Source organism: Deinococcus seoulensis (assembly GCF_014648115.1).
Classification (GTDB): Bacteria; Deinococcota; Deinococci; order Deinococcales; family Deinococcaceae; genus Deinococcus; species Deinococcus seoulensis.
In genome coordinates this window covers 25,298-40,160 of the sequence record NZ_BMQM01000022.1, presented here as the reverse complement: position 1 = coordinate 40,160, position 14,863 = coordinate 25,298, and the positions used below count along the sequence as shown (strand labels likewise).

General features: G+C 68.7%; 15 protein-coding genes. 7 read left to right on the top strand and 8 right to left on the bottom strand.

The features are described from left to right. Nucleotides 1–89: 89 nt before the first annotated feature. The 3 genes from miaB (at nt 90) to IEY70_RS14685 (ending at nt 2,886) form a co-directional block, all read left to right on the top strand. Nucleotides 90–1,469 carry a tRNA (N6-isopentenyl adenosine(37)-C2)-methylthiotransferase MiaB gene (miaB, locus tag IEY70_RS14695; protein WP_189065787.1) on the top strand — a complete coding sequence of 460 codons (1,380 nt, stop codon included), beginning with the start codon at nt 90–92 and terminating at the stop codon, nt 1,467–1,469. Between the two features lie 156 nt (nt 1,470–1,625). Next, nucleotides 1,626–2,207, top strand: a complete 582-nt coding sequence (locus IEY70_RS14690; RefSeq protein ID WP_189065786.1) for a hypothetical protein — start codon at nt 1,626–1,628, stop codon at nt 2,205–2,207. 112 nt (nt 2,208–2,319) lie between these two features. Next, nucleotides 2,320–2,886, top strand: coding sequence for a hypothetical protein (locus IEY70_RS14685; RefSeq protein ID WP_229777957.1), 567 nt, complete (start codon nt 2,320–2,322; stop codon nt 2,884–2,886). 63 nt (nt 2,887–2,949) lie between these two features. On the opposite strand, the gene IEY70_RS14680 is transcribed toward IEY70_RS14685, so the two are convergent. The 4 genes from IEY70_RS14680 to IEY70_RS14665 all read right to left on the bottom strand — a co-directional run bounded on the left by IEY70_RS14680 (nt 2,950) and on the right by IEY70_RS14665 (nt 7,704). After that, on the bottom strand, nt 2,950–3,900 hold the full coding sequence (locus IEY70_RS14680) for a ring-cleaving dioxygenase (RefSeq protein ID WP_189065784.1): 951 nt from the start codon (nt 3,898–3,900) through the stop codon (nt 2,950–2,952). A 165-nt stretch (nt 3,901–4,065) separates the two neighbouring features. Further along, the gene (locus IEY70_RS14675; RefSeq protein ID WP_189065783.1) at nt 4,066–5,247 is read right to left on the bottom strand and encodes an acetyl-CoA C-acyltransferase; all 1,182 of its coding nucleotides are present in this window, start codon (nt 5,245–5,247) and stop codon (nt 4,066–4,068) included. 37 nt (nt 5,248–5,284) lie between these two features. After that, nucleotides 5,285–5,593, bottom strand: coding sequence for a hypothetical protein (locus IEY70_RS14670; RefSeq protein ID WP_189065782.1), 309 nt, complete (start codon nt 5,591–5,593; stop codon nt 5,285–5,287). Nucleotides 5,594–5,598: 5 nt separating this feature from the next. After that, nucleotides 5,599–7,704: a 3-hydroxyacyl-CoA dehydrogenase NAD-binding domain-containing protein gene (locus IEY70_RS14665; protein ID WP_189065781.1), complete on the bottom strand. Its 2,106-nt coding sequence runs from the start codon at nt 7,702–7,704 to the stop codon at nt 5,599–5,601. Nucleotides 7,705–7,847: 143 nt separating this feature from the next. On the opposite strand from IEY70_RS14665, the gene IEY70_RS14660 reads away from it, so the two are divergent. After that, nucleotides 7,848–8,837 (top strand): NADPH:quinone oxidoreductase family protein, encoded by a 990-nt coding sequence (locus tag IEY70_RS14660; RefSeq protein WP_078304996.1) that lies wholly within the window; start codon nt 7,848–7,850, stop codon nt 8,835–8,837. Between the two features lie 263 nt (nt 8,838–9,100). Then, a complete protein-coding gene (locus IEY70_RS14655) occupies nt 9,101–10,297 on the top strand; it encodes an NAD(P)/FAD-dependent oxidoreductase (protein WP_189065780.1) in 1,197 nt (398 codons plus the stop codon). 62 nt (nt 10,298–10,359) lie between these two features. Here the strand turns inward: IEY70_RS14655 and IEY70_RS14650 are convergent, their stop codons facing one another. Together IEY70_RS14650 and purU are read right to left on the bottom strand one after the other, a co-directional pair. Then, nucleotides 10,360–10,803 carry a hypothetical protein gene (locus IEY70_RS14650; RefSeq protein WP_189065779.1) on the bottom strand — a complete coding sequence of 148 codons (444 nt, stop codon included), beginning with the start codon at nt 10,801–10,803 and terminating at the stop codon, nt 10,360–10,362. 233 nt (nt 10,804–11,036) lie between these two features. Then, complete coding sequence (purU, locus tag IEY70_RS14645; RefSeq protein ID WP_189065778.1) at nt 11,037–11,924, bottom strand: formyltetrahydrofolate deformylase; 888 nt, start codon at nt 11,922–11,924, stop codon at nt 11,037–11,039. A gap of 44 nt (nt 11,925–11,968) precedes the next feature. Here purU and IEY70_RS14640 point away from each other — a divergent pair, with 44 nt between their 5' ends. Together IEY70_RS14640 and IEY70_RS14635 are read left to right on the top strand one after the other, a co-directional pair. After that, on the top strand, nt 11,969–13,063 hold the full coding sequence (locus IEY70_RS14640; protein ID WP_189065777.1) for an aminopeptidase: 1,095 nt from the start codon (nt 11,969–11,971) through the stop codon (nt 13,061–13,063). A gap of 78 nt (nt 13,064–13,141) precedes the next feature. After that, nucleotides 13,142–13,702, top strand: a complete 561-nt coding sequence (locus tag IEY70_RS14635) for a P-loop nucleotide/nucleoside kinase family protein (RefSeq protein WP_189065776.1) — start codon at nt 13,142–13,144, stop codon at nt 13,700–13,702. Here the strand turns inward: IEY70_RS14635 and IEY70_RS14630 are convergent. Both IEY70_RS14630 and IEY70_RS14625 read right to left on the bottom strand, forming a co-directional pair. Then, entirely contained in the window at nt 13,693–14,178 is a 486-nt protein-coding gene (locus IEY70_RS14630; protein ID WP_189065775.1) for a hypothetical protein, read from the bottom strand. The genes IEY70_RS14635 and IEY70_RS14630 overlap by 10 nt on opposite strands. 54 nt (nt 14,179–14,232) lie before the next feature. Continuing rightward, on the bottom strand, nt 14,233–14,847 hold the full coding sequence (locus IEY70_RS14625) for a C39 family peptidase (RefSeq protein WP_229777956.1): 615 nt from the start codon (nt 14,845–14,847) through the stop codon (nt 14,233–14,235). Between the last annotated feature and the right edge of the window lie 16 nt (nt 14,848–14,863).

Here is a 14,863-nt window from a genome sequence, read left to right as displayed (position 1 = left end):
CGCTAGACTGCCCTCCGACCGCCCAGCGCGACACAGCGGGCAGGCAAAGGCCCCGGAATCCATCCGACCGGCTGAGAGGAGAGACACACATGAAGGCAATGATCGTCACCTACGGGTGTCAGATGAACGAGTACGACACGCACCTGGTCCAGTCGCAACTCGTGAGTTTCGGGGCGGACATCGTGGACAGCGTGGACGTGGCCGATTTCGTGCTGCTGAACACCTGCGCCATTCGCGGGAAACCCGTCGAGAAGGTCCGCAGTCTGCTGGGCGACCTGCGCAAGATCAAGGCCCGCCGCCCCCTGGTGATCGGCATGATGGGCTGCCTCGCGCAACTGGAAGAAGGGCAGCAGATGGCCCGCAAGTTCGGCGTGGACATCCTGCTCGGGCCGGGCAGCCTGCTGGACATCGGCAAGGCACTGGAAAGCAACGAGCGGTTCTGGGGACTGGCGTTCCGGGATGAACTGCACGACCACGTTCCGCCCGCCCCGGCCGGGCAGTTGCAGGCGCACCTGACGATCATGCGCGGCTGCGATCACCACTGCACGTACTGCATCGTGCCCACCACGCGCGGCCCGCAGGTCAGCCGCCACCCGGACGACATCCTGCGGGAACTGGACCTGCAACTCGCGGCGGGCGTGCAGGAAGTCACGCTGCTGGGCCAGAACGTCAACGCGTACGGCGTGGACCAGGGCGCCCGGCTGGGCGGGTACCCCACCTTCGCGAACCTCCTGCGACTCGTGGGCCGCAGCGGGGTGCGCCGCGTGAAATTCACGACCAGCCACCCCATGAACTTCACCGAGGACGTCGCCGCCGCCATGGCGGACACGCCCGCCATCTGCGAGTACGTGCACCTGCCCGTCCAGAGCGGCAGTAACAGCGTCCTGCGCCGCATGGCCCGCGAGTACACCCGCGAGCAGTACCTCGCGCACGTCGCGGACATCAAGAAACACCTCCCGCACGTCGTCCTTGCCACCGACATCATCGTCGGGTTCCCCGGGGAGACCGAGGACGACTTCGCGCAGACCCTCAGCCTGTACGACGAGGTCGGGTACGACAGCGCGTACATGTTCGCGTACAGCGCCCGCCCCGGCACGCCCAGCTACAAGCACTTCGACGACCTGCCCCGCGAAGTGAAAACCGAACGCCTGGAACGCCTGATCGCGCGGCAGAAAGACTGGAGCGCCCGCAAGAACGCCGCCAAGGTCGGCACCACGCAGGAAGTCCTGATTCGCGGCGACGCGCACAGCGACGGCTTCCTCGAAGGGCACACGCGCGGCAACCACCCCACCATCGTCCCAGCCGCCATCGGCGCGACCGGCCCCGGCGTGTACCGCGTACGCATCGATCACGCCACGCCGCACATGATGTACGGCACGGTCCTCGGCCCGGACGGGCAACCGCTGCCGCAGGTGCCGCGCCTGGACCCGCAGGCCGCCGCCCTCAGCGCCCCCCTCAGCATGGCCTGATCCGCCCGGACCACACGGCCCACCCTGGCACGCCCGGCGGTGGGCTGTCCTTTTACCCCTGCGAACTTCAGTGTCAAGGGAGTGTGACCTGAGTCTCAAGTTTCAGTCAGGTTGGTATCACCCGCCGGGTGGGGGCGGCAGCGCAGAGTAAGAGGCATGAAGAAACTCATGTTCGCAGCAGTCGGCCTGACCGGAATCCTCGCAGCGTGCGGAAGCGCCGGAGTCGCCCCCGATGGGAGCGGCAGTGCCCGCGTGATCGGTGTGACGACGGAATACGCCATTGACGGACAGACGGCTTTCGTTGGGTGTGACGAGATTACCAACCCCACCACTGCCACTCGTGCCCGCTCGACCCAGGTGATCGTGAAATTCGCCACGGCCGGTGAAATCACCGATGTGACCGTCAAGGTCAGGGGTCTCAATTCCAGCCAGTACGACCAGACGCAGAGCATCGGAAAACCCACCAAGGATGCTGACGGCAACTACAAGGCCATCTTCGACTTCAACTCCGCCACCGGCCAACTGCTGCCCAACAGCATCGTGGTCAGCCCGAAAGAACTGCCCGTCAAGAAAGTCAACGTCAACACGGGTGACAAGGTGCCCGGCGGCTTCTACGCCGACCTGACCCTCAAGACCTCGACGGGTTCCAGCTTCACCATCACCAGCAAGAACCTCGGTGTGACGCCCGTCTACCGCAAGTGCACCCTTGCCAACACCGCTCAGCCGCTCAGTCAGTAATTCCCAGCTTCACATGTTCAGCCCCTGCTTCTGGCGGGGGCTTGTTTGTTTTCTCAGGTTTGCTGAAGTGTTCATCACGTCCCAGTCAGGTTCAGCGGGCACAGTGAGAGGCATGAAGAAACTGGCGTTGGCGGCAATCGGGTTGACGGGCATCCTGGCGAGTTGCGGAGCGACCGTGACGGTCACGGGTGGGTTCACGCCTGGAACGGGTGCGTCGAACTCGCTTCGACTGAAAGATTTCGCTTACAGCACGCAGTACCGGACGACGACGGCGTTCACGGATCAGAACGGGAATACCGTGGCGGCAGGGTCGTACGTGATCTGCGACAACCTGAACACGGAGATGTACGTGGACCTGACGTGGCAGGGCGGCCTGAGCAAGCTGTACGTGCAGTTCGAGGGGCTGAACACGGGCGCAACCAAGGATCAGCAGTTCTTCAGTTACGGGCAGGTGGATTACAGCGGTTCGGGCCGGGCGACGAGTACCCTGGCTCCGAACACGGCGCCTCTGCGGGTGCTGACTCAGAACAAGCTGTCGGCTCAGGCGATCGTGGTGAACCCAGTGATCGTGCGGGTGAAGGGGAACACGTTCGTGCGGGTGCAGGGCGTGGATCAGAACGGGCAGTACAGCAATATCAAGGAGTCGGCGCAGGCGTTCCCTGTGGTGGACTGCCAGTAATTCTGACGGCACGCGAAGCCGCCCCCACCGTCAATTGGTGGGGGCGGCTTTACGTGTGGGCTCTCAGCTGAGGGGGGTGAGGCCCGCTTCGATCTGGGCGCGGCGGGGTTCGAGGAACGGCGCGAGGATCAGCGTTTCGCCTAAGTGGTCGGGGTGTTCGTCGACGGCGAAGCCGGGGCCGTCGGTGGCGAGTTCGATCAGGACTCCCTGCGGTTCGCGGTAGTAGATGCTGTGGAACCAGTGGCGGTCCACTTCGCCGCTGGTGCGCAGGCCCAGGCTGTTCAGGTGGGTGTTCCAGTCGTGGTACTGGTCGTCCTGGACGCGCAGGGCGATGTGGTGGACGCCGCCGGCGCCAGGGCGGGCGGGGGGCATGGCGGGGTCGATGCGCAGGTGCAGTTCGGCGTGCGGGCCGCCTTCGTGCATGGCGTAGACGTGGATGGTGCGCGTGGGTTGTTCGGGGTCGGGGTACGTTCCGGCGGGGGTCATGTGGTAGGCGCGTTCGAGGACGCGGGTGGTGGGGAACAGGTTCGGGAGGGTCAGTTCGCTGGGGCCGAGGCCGTGAATCTGTCTGTCGGTGGGGATGGTGCTGCCTTCCCAGGGGGTGCCGTGCGGGCCGCCCTGCACGAGGCTGAGGCGCTGGCCTTCGGGGTCGCTGAAGTCCAGGTGGGGGCGGCCGTGGCGGGTGGTGGGTGTGACGGTCAGGCCGTGGGCGCTGAGGTGGGCGTGCCACCAGTCGAGGGTGCCGTCGGGGATGCGGAGGCTGGTGCGGGTGACGCTGTTGTTGCCGGGTTGTTCGGGTGGGACGGGCCACTGGAAGAAGGTGAGGTCGCTGCCGGGGGTGCCGCTCTTGTCGGCGAAGAAGAGGTGGTAGGCGGTGACGTCGTCCTGGTTGACGGTTTTCTTGACGAGTCGCATGCCGAGAACGCCGGTGTAGAACTGGAGGTTGGCGCGGGCGTCGGCGGTGACGGCGGTGACGTGGTGCAGGCCGTGCGGGGTGAGGGGCGTGGTGGTCATGCCCACACTCTAATTCGTTTGACGTTAAGCGATTGTGACGAGCCGACAGCAGGAGCCACAGCCCCCGACCCTCCCCCGTGGAAAGGGACGGGCGAGCGCTCACCCACAACAGGAGAGCGGGCCGCAGGGTCACCCCCACAGCCCACTCCCGCCTGCCTGCAACGCTTACAGCACTTCAAACAGACCGGCTGCGCCCATGCCGCCGCCCACGCACATGGTCACGACCACATGCTTCGCGCCACGGCGTTTGCCTTCCAGCAGGGCGTGCCCGGTCAGGCGCGCGCCGCTCATGCCGTACGGGTGCCCGACGCTGATCGCGCCGCCGTTCACGTTGTACTTGGCGGGGTCGATGCCCAGCGTGTCCCGGCAGTACAGGGCCTGCACAGCGAACGCCTCGTTCAGCTCCCACAGGTCGATGTCGTCCACGCTCAGGCCGTGGCGTTTCAGGAGTTTCGGCACGGCCAGCACCGGGCCGATGCCCATCTCGTCGGGTTCCAGGCCCGCCACGGCGAAGCCCTTGAACAGGCCCAGCGGGGCCAGTCCGCGCTCGCGGGCCATGTCGCCGCTCATGACGACCACGGCCGCCGCCCCGTCCGACAGTTGCGAGGCGTTCCCGGCCGTGATCACGCCACCCTCGATGACGGGTTTCAGTTTGCTCAGGCCTTCCAGGGTGGTGTCGGCACGGTTCCCCTCGTCCAGGCTCAGCGTGACCTCGCGGGTGCTGATCTCGCCCGTGGCCTTGTCCTGCACTTTCATGCGGGCCGTCATGGGCACGATCTCATGCTCGAACAGCCCGGCCTGCTGCGCCGCCGCCGTCCGCTGCTGGCTTTGCAGCGCGTACTCGTCCTGCGCCTCGCGGCTGATGCCGTAGCGCTTGGCGACGATCTCGGCCGTCTGAAGCATGGGCATGTAGATGTCGGGCTTGTGCTCCATGAGCCACTCGCCGCGCAGGCGGTACTGGTTGGCGTGCTCGTTCTGCGTCAGGCTGATGCTTTCCAGGCCGCCCGCCACGAACGCGTCGCCCTGCCCGGCCATCACGTGGTTCGCGGCCAGCGCGATGGTGTTCAGGCCGCTGGAGCAGAAGCGGTTCACGGTCACGCCCGACACACTGACCGGGAAACCGGCGCGCAGCGCGATCTGCCGGGCGATGTTGCTGCCAGTCGCGCCTTCCGGGTTCCCGGCGCCCATGATCACGTCCTCGATCTCGGACGGGTCGATCCCGGCGCGCTGCACGGCGTGCAGAACAGCGTGCGCGCCGATATCGGAGCCGTGCGTGTCGTTCAGGAAACCCCGGTAGGCCTTGCCGATGGGGGTGCGGGCAGTGGAAACAATAACAGCGTCTTTCATGGTTGGAACTCCTGTGTCGGTGAGGGGGCGGGTGGGGTTATCGCAGGGTGCGTTCGCCGCTGAGCGTGCAGAGAATAGCGTGCGGGCTGTGCTGCTCGATCTGGTCCGTCAGCGTGAAGAACGCGTCCCGGTAGGTTTCGGGCGGCGCGGACGGCCCGTGCAGCGCGAACAGGTGGGTGTACGACTTTGCCTGTTCCTCGCGGGTGCCGATGCGGCGCACCATGTCGCTCAGGGCCTGCGGGTCGGTCGGCATGGCCCGCAGGGTGAACGGCGGGCGGATCAGCGCGGTCAGTCCCGGTACGTCCGACCCGGCCGGAAGCAGCAGCAGGGCGTCCGGGACGTCCACGTGGGTCAGGCCCGGCCCTTCTCGGCGTCGTACTGGGCAAAGGTCTTGCCTTCCTCGGCCAGTCGTTTCAGGAGGGGGGCGGGCGTCTGGCCGTACTTCTCCAGGTCGGCGACCACGTTCTTCAGGCCCTGTTCGCTGGCGTACTGCATGGGGCCGCCACGGTACGCGGGGAAGCCGTACCCGTAGATGTAGATCACGTCGATGTCCCCGGCGCGCTGCGCGATGCCTTCCTCCAGGATTTTGGCGCCCTCGTTCACCAGGGAGTACGCGAGGCGCTTCGTGCTTTCCTCCTGGGTGATCTCGCGGGGCGTGATGCCTTTCTCGGCGCGGTAGTCCTCGATGAGTTTCTGCATGTCGGCGTTGGGGATGGGCCGGCGGGTCTCGTCGTAGTCGTAGATGCCGCCCTGCGTCTTCTGGCCCTTGCGGCCGGTTTCGACGATGCGGTCGAGCCAGCCGTCGGGTTTGGGTTGCCCGGCGACTTTGGCCTGGTGCTGGCGGATGGCGTGCCCGATGTCCAGTCCGGCCATGTCGCTCATCTGGAAGGGACCCATGGGGAGGCCCAGGGCGTTCATGCTGGCGTCCACGTCCTCGGGGCGCGCACCTTCCTCGACGATCTGGCGGGCCTCGTCGCCGTAGCGGTGGACCATGCGGTTGCCGACGAAGCCGTCGCAGACGCCGACGACCACGCCGACTTTCTTGATCTTCTTGGCGAGGGCCATGCTGGTCGCCAGGACGGTGTCGCTGGTCTTCTCGGCGCGCACGATCTCCAGCAGTTTCATGACGTTGGCGGGGCTGAAGAAGTGCAGGCCGATCACGCTTTCGGGGCGGCTGGTGACGCTGGCGATCTCGTTCACGTCCAGGGTGCTGGTGTTGCTGGCCAGGATCGCGCCGGGTTTGGCGATGCCGTCGAGTCGCGTGAAGATGTCCTTCTTCACGTCCATGTTCTCGAACACGGCCTCGATGATGATGTCGGCGTCTTTCAGGTCGCCCATGTCCAGGGTGGGGGTCAGGAGGGCCATGCGGGCCTCGACGTCCTCCATGCTCATGCGGCCTTTTTTGGCGGTGTTCTCGTAGTTGCGGCGGATGACGCTCAGGCCGCGGTCCAGGGCTTCCTGCTGCGTTTCGACGATGGTGACGGGAATGCCGACGTTCAGGAAGTTCATGGCGATGCCGCCGCCCATGGTGCCCGCCCCGATGATCCCGGCCGACCGGATCTCGGTGGTGGGGGTGTCCCTGGTGATGCCGGGAATCTTCGCGCTTTCCCGCTCGGCGAAGAAGATGTGGCGCAGGCCACGGCTCTGGGGGCTGTCCTTGGCTTCCATGAATTTGGTCGCCTCGGCGTCCCAGCCTTCCTGGAAGGGAACGGCGGCGGCCATCTCGGCGAGGTCCACGATCAGCGACGGCGAGAGCTGCCCACGGTGCGTTTTCTTGATGCCCTGGCGGGCAGCGGCGAACACTTCGGGGGTGGCGCCGGGCACGCTGCGTTCGCTGATGCGCGGCAGGGGGCGGGCGTCGGCCATCTCGCGGGCGAACTCGACCGCTCCGGCCAGCAGGTCGCCGTCGATGATGCGGTCGATCAGGCCCAGTTGCCCGGCTTCCGTCGCCTTGATGGGGTTGCCGCTCAGCATCATGTCCAGCGCCTTGGCCGCGCCGACCACGCGGGGCAGACGCTGCGTGCCGCCAGCGCCGGGCAGGACGCCCAGTTTCACCTCGGGCAGACCGACCTGCGCGCCGGGCACGGCCACGCGGTACGTGCAGCCCATGGCGAGTTCCAGACCGCCGCCCAGCGCGGTGCCGTGAATGGCGGCGACGGTGGGTTTGGTGAACGCGTCGAGTTTCTCGATGGTGCCGCGCAGGTCCGGGGACTGCTCGCGGGGCATGTCGAAGGTGCGGATGTCGGCCCCGGCGACGAAGGTGCGACCCCCGCCGATGATGACGACGGCCTTCACGCTGTCGTCGGCGGCGGCGGCGTCCAGTCCGGCTTTCAGGCCTTCGGGCACGCCGGGCGAGAAGGCGTTCACGGGCGGGTTGTTGATGGTCAGGACGAGAATGTCGCCGTCGCGGGACTGCTGCACGAGGCTGGGCTGGCTGCTGGACTCGGGGGTGCTCACGGTAGGGCCTCCTGATGGGTGGGTGGTGTGGTTGTGGTTCGGTCCCTAGCTTTTCACGATTTCTGAACCCGGTCAAACACGTTCACGTTCAAGATGTACGTCAACGTTCACTTTCGGGGTGACAGTCGGGTATGCTGCGGGTCATGAGTGAATCCATGAAGGCCATCCGGGTCGAACGACTCGGCCCCCCAGACGTGATGGAACTCCAGGACGTTCCCGCCCCCACCCCCGGCCCCGGCGAGGTCCGCATCGAGGTCGAGGCCGTCGGCATCAACTTCGCGGACGTCCTGAGCGTCGCCGGGGAGTACCTGACCCGCACCCGCGTGCCGTACACGCCGGGCATGGAATTCGCCGGGATCGTCGAATCCCTCGGCGAGGGCGTCACGGGCGTGCAGGTCGGGCAGCGGGTGGCCGCGCTGGGCGGCAGCGGCGCCCTGGCCCGCTACTCGGTCGTGAACGCCGCCGGGCTGATCCCCGTCCCGGAGAACCTGAGCGGCGCGCAGGCCGCCGCGTTCCCCGTGTCGTACTTCACCGCCTACCACGGCCTGAAAACCCTGGGGCGCGGCGTGGAAGGAGAGTGGGTGCTCGTGCAGGCCGCCGCCGGGGCGCTCGGCACCGCCAGCATCCAGCTGGCCAGGGCGATGGGCATGCACGTGATCGCGCTGGCCAGCACCGACGAGAAACTCGCGCTGGCCCGCGACCTGGGCGCCGACGTGACCATCCTCCAGGACGACCCGGACCGCGTGCAGAAAGTCCGTGACGCGGCGGGCGGGAAGGGCGTGCCCCTGATCCTGGAAGTCGTGGGCGGCAAACGCTTCCAGGAGAGCCTGGACATGGCCGCCCCGCAGGGCCGGATCATCGTGATCGGGAACGCCAGTCGCGAGCAGGCGAACCTGCGCCCCGTGGAACTCATGAAACGCAACCTGACCGTCACGGGCCTGTGGCTGACCAGCCTGATGAACGACCGCGCCGCGACCATGCAGGCCGCGCAGGCCCTCGCCGGACTGGTCGGGAGCGGGAAGGTCACGCCGCAGGTCGGCCCCACCTACGCCCTGGCCGACAGCGCCCGCGCCTTCCAGGACCTGCTGGACCGCAAGACGACCGGCAAGGTCATTATCGAACCCGCCCGCTGACCCGACCCTCCCCTGCCGACCGCCACCCCGCCCACGCGGCCGGTGGCGGTCTTTCGCGTGCCGCGCGGCCCGGCAGCAGACCTGACCGCCAGCTGATCACGGTCCGGTCATGGTGGACACGGCAGCATGAACAGGCAGGAGCGTGCGGTAACGGCGCCTTAACGCCCCGGCGGGCATACTCGCGGCGTCCGTCCGCCCTGCTCTGTTCCATGCCCCGACCTGCCTTTCCCACCTGCCGCACGACTTCCCTGGAGGTTCCTGTCATGCCTGCTACTCCCCCCACCCAGCCCGCCTGCCTGTCGTCCCGGCCGCCCGGCCGTTCCCTGGTGACGCGGGTGGTGATCGTGGGAGGCGGCCCGGCCGGACTGGCCGCGTACCGGGCGATCCTGCGCGCCTGCGGAAGGGCCGTGCGGAGTGGTGACGTGCACCTGAGCGTGATCAGCGGCACGCCGGACCTCCATACGCCCGACCTGAACGCCGACGTGCTGGCCGGGCACCTGCCAGCAGCGTCCGCCCGCACGCCCCTGCGGACGCTGCTGCCCCGCGCGACCCTGCTGGTGGGCCGGGTCGTGCAGGCGGACCTGACCATGCAGCGCCTTCAGGTGAGCCGCGCGGACCACGACCCGTGCTGGCTGGGGTTCGATCACCTGATCCTGGCCGAGGTCCGCCCGGACGCGCAGACCGGCCCGCTGCCCGAACGGCACTCCCCACACCTGCCGATCAGCGTGAACGTGCTGGGTGACGGCGTGACCGGGGTGGAACTGGCCCTGGCCGCGTGCGAACGGCAGCGGGCACGTGGCGCACGTGACCTGGGCGGCAGCGTGACCCTGCTGTGCAGCGGTGAACTGTGCAGCGGTGACCTGCCCAGCCTTCACCCCGACCTGACCGCGCCCGTGCGGGCCGCCCTGCACGGCGCCGGGGTGACGGTCCACGAACGGACCCGCGTGATCGGCGTCGAGCGTGGCGGAGCGCGCGACCGGCACGGGCGGCTGCACCCGGCGCACCTGACCGTGACCGCCGACCCCAGACCTGCCGTCACGCCCGGCACAGAGCACCTGTCCCGCGACGGGCGCGGCTCGCTGCTGACCGACCGGGCACTGCGCGTCCCGGACACCCTGAACGTGTGGGCGGCCCGCACGGCGGCGCAGGGCAGGCACGCCGGGCAGAACGTGGCCCGCGCCCTGCGCCGCCGCGAGGCGCGGCCCGTCCCGGAAGCCCCGCAGTGGACGGCCCGCAGCGTGCGCCTGGGCCACTGGAACGCCGTGACGCTCCTGCGCGGTCCCGGCGCGGGACTGACCGTCGGGGGACGGCCCGGCTGGCTGCTGCGGGCGCTGCTGCTGGCATCCGCCGCGCCCGCCGACCGTGTGCGCGTGGCGCTGGCCCTGCTGCGCCCCGTGACCCGCGCCGGGCAGGACACCCCGGCCAGGGCGCGAACCACGGACCGGGCCACCCCGGTATGACCCGGCCCCCACCCACGAGGCAAGAGCCACGCGGGAAGGGGGCCGGGCGCCGCAGGGCGCGGTTACTGGTTAAAGAAGCGCAGCAGGGGCCGCCACCAGGGAATGCCCGCCAGGATGACGATCATCGATAGGCCGGTCCACAGGGCAGCCGCGCGGAATTTCAGGGGATCGGTGGCGGCCTTGCGGCTCTGAATGCTGCCCAGCGTGGCGAACACGGCGGCCAGGACGCCCAGGCCCAGGTGCTCCCACTGGAAGCTGGGGCGGGGCGCTCCGGCGAACACCGGGATGTTCTGCATGCCCATGAACGCGAACAGCAGCAGGCCCAGCACCACCTGAAGGTGCAGGCTGCCCATGAACGCGGCGACGGGGCGGCGGTCGGCGGGCGTGAAGGGCCGCCCGCTGCTCAGGCCGGGGACGGTCTGCACCAGTGCCCACAGGCCGGTCAGCAGGATCACCCAGCGGTTGAGGTTGTGAAGGGTCAGCAGCACGAGGTACAGGGTCGCCATGAGAACCAGCCTAACCTGACCGATCGGTAAGCTCAAGGGACATGGGGGTGGCAGGGCGTGGGGCAGACCTCACGGCCACTCCCCTGCCCACGCCATCTCATACGGATTCCGTCTGTTTCGCTGACAATCCGGAACTTCACCGGATTGCCAACTCCACGCCCGGAACCCGCTTCTCTCCTTCTCGCTCCGCTCGGATTGAACGGGCTTTGCAGCCCATTCAATCGGAGTCCGGATCAGAACACGACGGTCTTGTTGCCGTGCACCAGCACGCGGTCTTCCACATGCGCCTTCACGGCGCGGGCCAGCACCTGCCGTTCCACGTCGCGGCCCAGGCGCATCAGGGTGTCCGGCGTCTCACGGTGCGTGACGGGAATCACGTCCTGCGCGATGATCGGCCCGGCGTCGAGTTCCTCGGTGACGTAGTGGCTGGTCGCGCCGATCAGTTTCACGCCCCGGTTGAACGCCGCGCGGTACGGGTTCGCCCCGATGAACGCGGGCAGGAACGAGTGGTGAATATTGATCACGGGCCGCCCGAAGTCACGCAGCAGCTCGCCACTCAGGATCTGCATGTAGCGGGCCAGCACGGCGAAATCCACGTTCGCCTCGTGCATCAGGCGCACCTGCTCGGCCTCGGCCTCGGCCTTGTTCTCCTTGGTGACCTTCACGACGTGGAAGGGAATGCCGAACATCTCCGCGTCGCGGCGCAGGTCCTCGTGGTTGCTGATGATCAGCGGGATCTCCACGTTCAGTTCGCCCCGGCGTTTGCGCCACATCAGGTCCAGGAAGCAGTGGTCGTAGCGGCTGACCAGCACGGCCATGCGTTTGGGCTGCGTGGTGTAATGCACGCTCCAGTCCATCTCGAACGGCGTGGCGACCACGTTCGCGAACGCCCGCTCGAACGGCTCGCGCGCCAGGTCCAGTCCCGCGAGGTGGAATTCCATGCGCATGAAGAACGTCCCGCCCTGCGGGTCGGTGCTGTGCTGGTCACTGTGGATGATGTTCGCGCCGTGGTTGTGCAGGAACTGCGAGACGGCCGCGACGATCCCGCCCCGGTCCGGGCAGGTGATCGTCAGTACGGCAGTGTTCAGGGGGTCGGGCGCGGTTGAAGCGGGGGCCGTCATATCCGGCGAGGATACCCCGCGCGGCGGGTGGTAGCCTCGCGGACGTGCAAACAAACACCTCTTACGTGGCGTACGACCCGGACCTTCACGCGGCCCTGCTGGCCGACTACTGCCTGTCGGCCGCGCCCGGCGAGCGCCTGCTGGTCGCGGGCGGGCAGGCGGCCACGCCCCTGATCCGCGCCGTGACCCGCGCCCTGCTCACGCGCGGCGCGCGGCCCGTGGTGCGCGTGGATTACCCCGGCCAGCAGGAGGACTTCGCGGAACTCGCCAGTGACGCCGTGCTGGACGCCATTCACCCCGCCGATCTGGGCGACGTGGAAGCCCTGGACGGCAGCCTGCGCGTCCTGACGCCCGCCCCCGCCCATCCCGTGGACGCCGCCCGCCGCGCCCGCCTGCTCGCCGCGAACGCCCCCGTCGCCTCCGCCCGCGCCCGCCGCAAGTGGAGCCTGACGCTGTACCCAACCGCGCACGCCGCCGCGCAGGCAGGCATGAATGAAGCGCAGTTCGGGGAGTTCGTGATGCGCGCCATGTTCCTCGACCGGCCCGACCCGGTCGCCGCGTGGGCCGAAGTGCGCGCCACCCAGGCCCGCCTGATCGAACGCCTGACCCGCGCCGACGTGGTCCGCATCGAGGCGCCCGGCACCGACCTGACCCTGCGCGTGGGCGGCCGCACCTGGGCGAACAGCGACGGGCGGCGCAACATGCCCAGCGGCGAGGTCTTCACCGGCCCGCACGAGGACAGCGCCGAAGGCGTCGTGACCTTCACCGTGCCCGCCGAGTACCAGGGGCAGATGGTGCGCGGCGCCCGCCTGGAATTCCGCGCCGGGCAGGTCGTGAACGCCAGCGCCGACGAGGGCGAGAGCGCCCTGCACGCCGCGCTGAACACCGACCCCGGCGCGCGCCGCCTGGGCGAACTGGGCATCGGCACGAACACCGGCATTCAGGTGCCCACCGGGAACATCCTGTTCGACGAGAAGATCGGCGGAACCGTACACCTCGCCATCGGCAAGAGCTACCCGGAAACGGGCGGCATGAACGCCAGCGCCGTCCACTGGGACCTGATCACCGACCTGCGCAAGGGCGGCCGCCTGAGCCTGGACGGCGAGATCGTGCAGGAAGACGGCGTGTTCCTGATCTGACCCGGACTCCGCAGAAAAGCCGCCCGCCATTCATGCCGCACCTGAGGCGTGGGCAGGGGCTGCGCTACGCTGCCCGGCATGAGTGGCGTGATCTGGGTGTTCAGCGGCAGTCCGGGCGCGGGCAAGAGTACGGTGTCGGCGGCGCTGCTGGGCCGCTTTCCGTTCGGGCTGCACCTGTCCATCGACGATCTGCGTGAGCAGGTGGTCTCCGGGCTGGCGCAGCCGGCGCTGGATCACCCGCCGGAAGCCGTGCGGCAGTTCGCGCTGGCCCGCACGTCGGCGGCGCAGACGGCCCGCCTGTACGCGCAGGAGGGCTTCGCGGTGGCCGTCGAGGATGTGCTGTGGCCGGACGATCTGGCGTTCATGGCGCGCCACTGGGAGGGTCTGGACGTGCGCCCGGTGCGGCTGTACACCACCCTGGAGGTCGCGCATGAACGCAACCGGACCCGCACGAACAAGACGTACGACACGTCCGTGCTCGTTCCACTGATCGACGGACTGTACGGGCAGATGCCGCCCGAACTGTTCCGCGAGGCTGGCTGGGCAGTCGTGGACAGCAGCGCCCTGAGTCTGGAGGCGACCGTGGACGCCCTGCTGGCCCTGACGTGGCCCGCCAGGTCTGAATTCGGTCAGTCCTGAAGCACAGCCTCGCACTGACCGAGCGGGGTGTCCTGTTGCAGGTACGAGCGGGTCAGGTCGCCGTACACGTGCGTGCGGGGCGGGCCGCCGTCGCGGATCAGGCAGCCGTACAGCACGCCCGGCTGCCCGGCATTCCAGACGATCATGGTTTCACCGCTCTGCGGTTCGCGGGTGATGACCGGCGCGGTGTTCGGGAACAGGATTCGCGCGGCGAACAGGCCCGTCTGGTTGGTCGTGAGCTTCGGCACGGGTCGGTCCCGCCAGAACAGCTGCGTGCGGTCGCTGGCGATCTCATCGCTGAACAGGCCGGTGCGGGCCACGGTTCGCAGGGGCACCGGGCCGTCCTGTCCCGTGACGATCCAGGTCTGACCGGCGTTGAAACTGCTGCGCGGGTCGTTCAGCAGCGCGCAGCTGCCCAGCAGGGCGGGCACGAACAGGGCGGGCAGGAGCGGCGCGGTCAGGCGGCGGATAGGCATGCCGTCAGTGTATGGACGGCGCGGCCCCTCGCGCGGCGCAGATGAGCCGCCCCGTTACCCGATGACCTTCCGGACCGTCCCGGCCAGCGTGGGCGGGTACATCACCGCGAACTGGCCGCGCTGGTCGGCCCAGACGCGGTCCATGTCGCTGTAGCGCATGGCGACGTACCCCAGCAGCGGGTCCATGATGTACACCTGCCCGGTCGCGTCGTTGTACCCGACCAGTACCCGCCAGTGCGGGATGACGGTGCCGGAGTCCGTGATGTGCGATTGCAGCGCGATGATGGGCAGCCCGGCGCGGATGGCGTTCCGGACGGTGTTCAGGTTCCCGCCCGTGAACAGCCGGGCCTGCATGCCGACCCTGGGGGCGTAGTTCACGATGGCCTGCGCCGTCATGTACGAGCGTTCGCTGGGGCGGGTCTGGCGGCTCACGTCGGCCATGCTGACCTGCACGCCGAAGTACGCGAGGACCTGCGTGATGCTGGCGGGGCCGCAGGCGTTGTACGTCTGCCGGACGAGCGGCATGCCCTGAAGCACGTAGCCGGGCACCGTCGCGGCGGCCTGAGCGGAGGGCCGCGCCGGGGGTTGCGCGGCCGGTGACGCGGCCAGACCGGCTGGCAACAGGGCGGCGCACAGGAGGGTCAGCAGTGGGCGGGCGGGGAACGTCACCGGGGCATCATGCCGC

Bases quoted from the DNA above. Each gene is read 5' to 3' on its own strand.
- purU (WP_189065778.1), bottom strand. From the start codon at position 11,924: ATGACGGCCCCCGCTTCAACCGCGCCCGACCCCCTGAACACTGCCGTA.
- IEY70_RS14685 (WP_229777957.1), top strand. From the start codon at position 2,320: ATGAAGAAACTGGCGTTGGCGGCAATCGGGTTGACGGGCATCCTGGCG.
- IEY70_RS14690 (WP_189065786.1), top strand. From the start codon at position 1,626: ATGAAGAAACTCATGTTCGCAGCAGTCGGCCTGACCGGAATCCTCGCA.
- IEY70_RS14635 (WP_189065776.1), top strand. From the start codon at position 13,142: ATGAGTGGCGTGATCTGGGTGTTCAGCGGCAGTCCGGGCGCGGGCAAG.
- IEY70_RS14650 (WP_189065779.1), bottom strand. From the start codon at position 10,803: ATGGCGACCCTGTACCTCGTGCTGCTGACCCTTCACAACCTCAACCGC.
- IEY70_RS14655 (WP_189065780.1), top strand. From the start codon at position 9,101: ATGCCTGCTACTCCCCCCACCCAGCCCGCCTGCCTGTCGTCCCGGCCG.
- IEY70_RS14660 (WP_078304996.1), top strand. From the start codon at position 7,848: ATGAGTGAATCCATGAAGGCCATCCGGGTCGAACGACTCGGCCCCCCA.
- miaB (WP_189065787.1), top strand. From the start codon at position 90: ATGAAGGCAATGATCGTCACCTACGGGTGTCAGATGAACGAGTACGAC.
- IEY70_RS14630 (WP_189065775.1), bottom strand. From the start codon at position 14,178: ATGCCTATCCGCCGCCTGACCGCGCCGCTCCTGCCCGCCCTGTTCGTG.
- IEY70_RS14675 (WP_189065783.1), bottom strand. From the start codon at position 5,247: ATGAAAGACGCTGTTATTGTTTCCACTGCCCGCACCCCCATCGGCAAG.
- IEY70_RS14680 (WP_189065784.1), bottom strand. From the start codon at position 3,900: ATGACCACCACGCCCCTCACCCCGCACGGCCTGCACCACGTCACCGCC.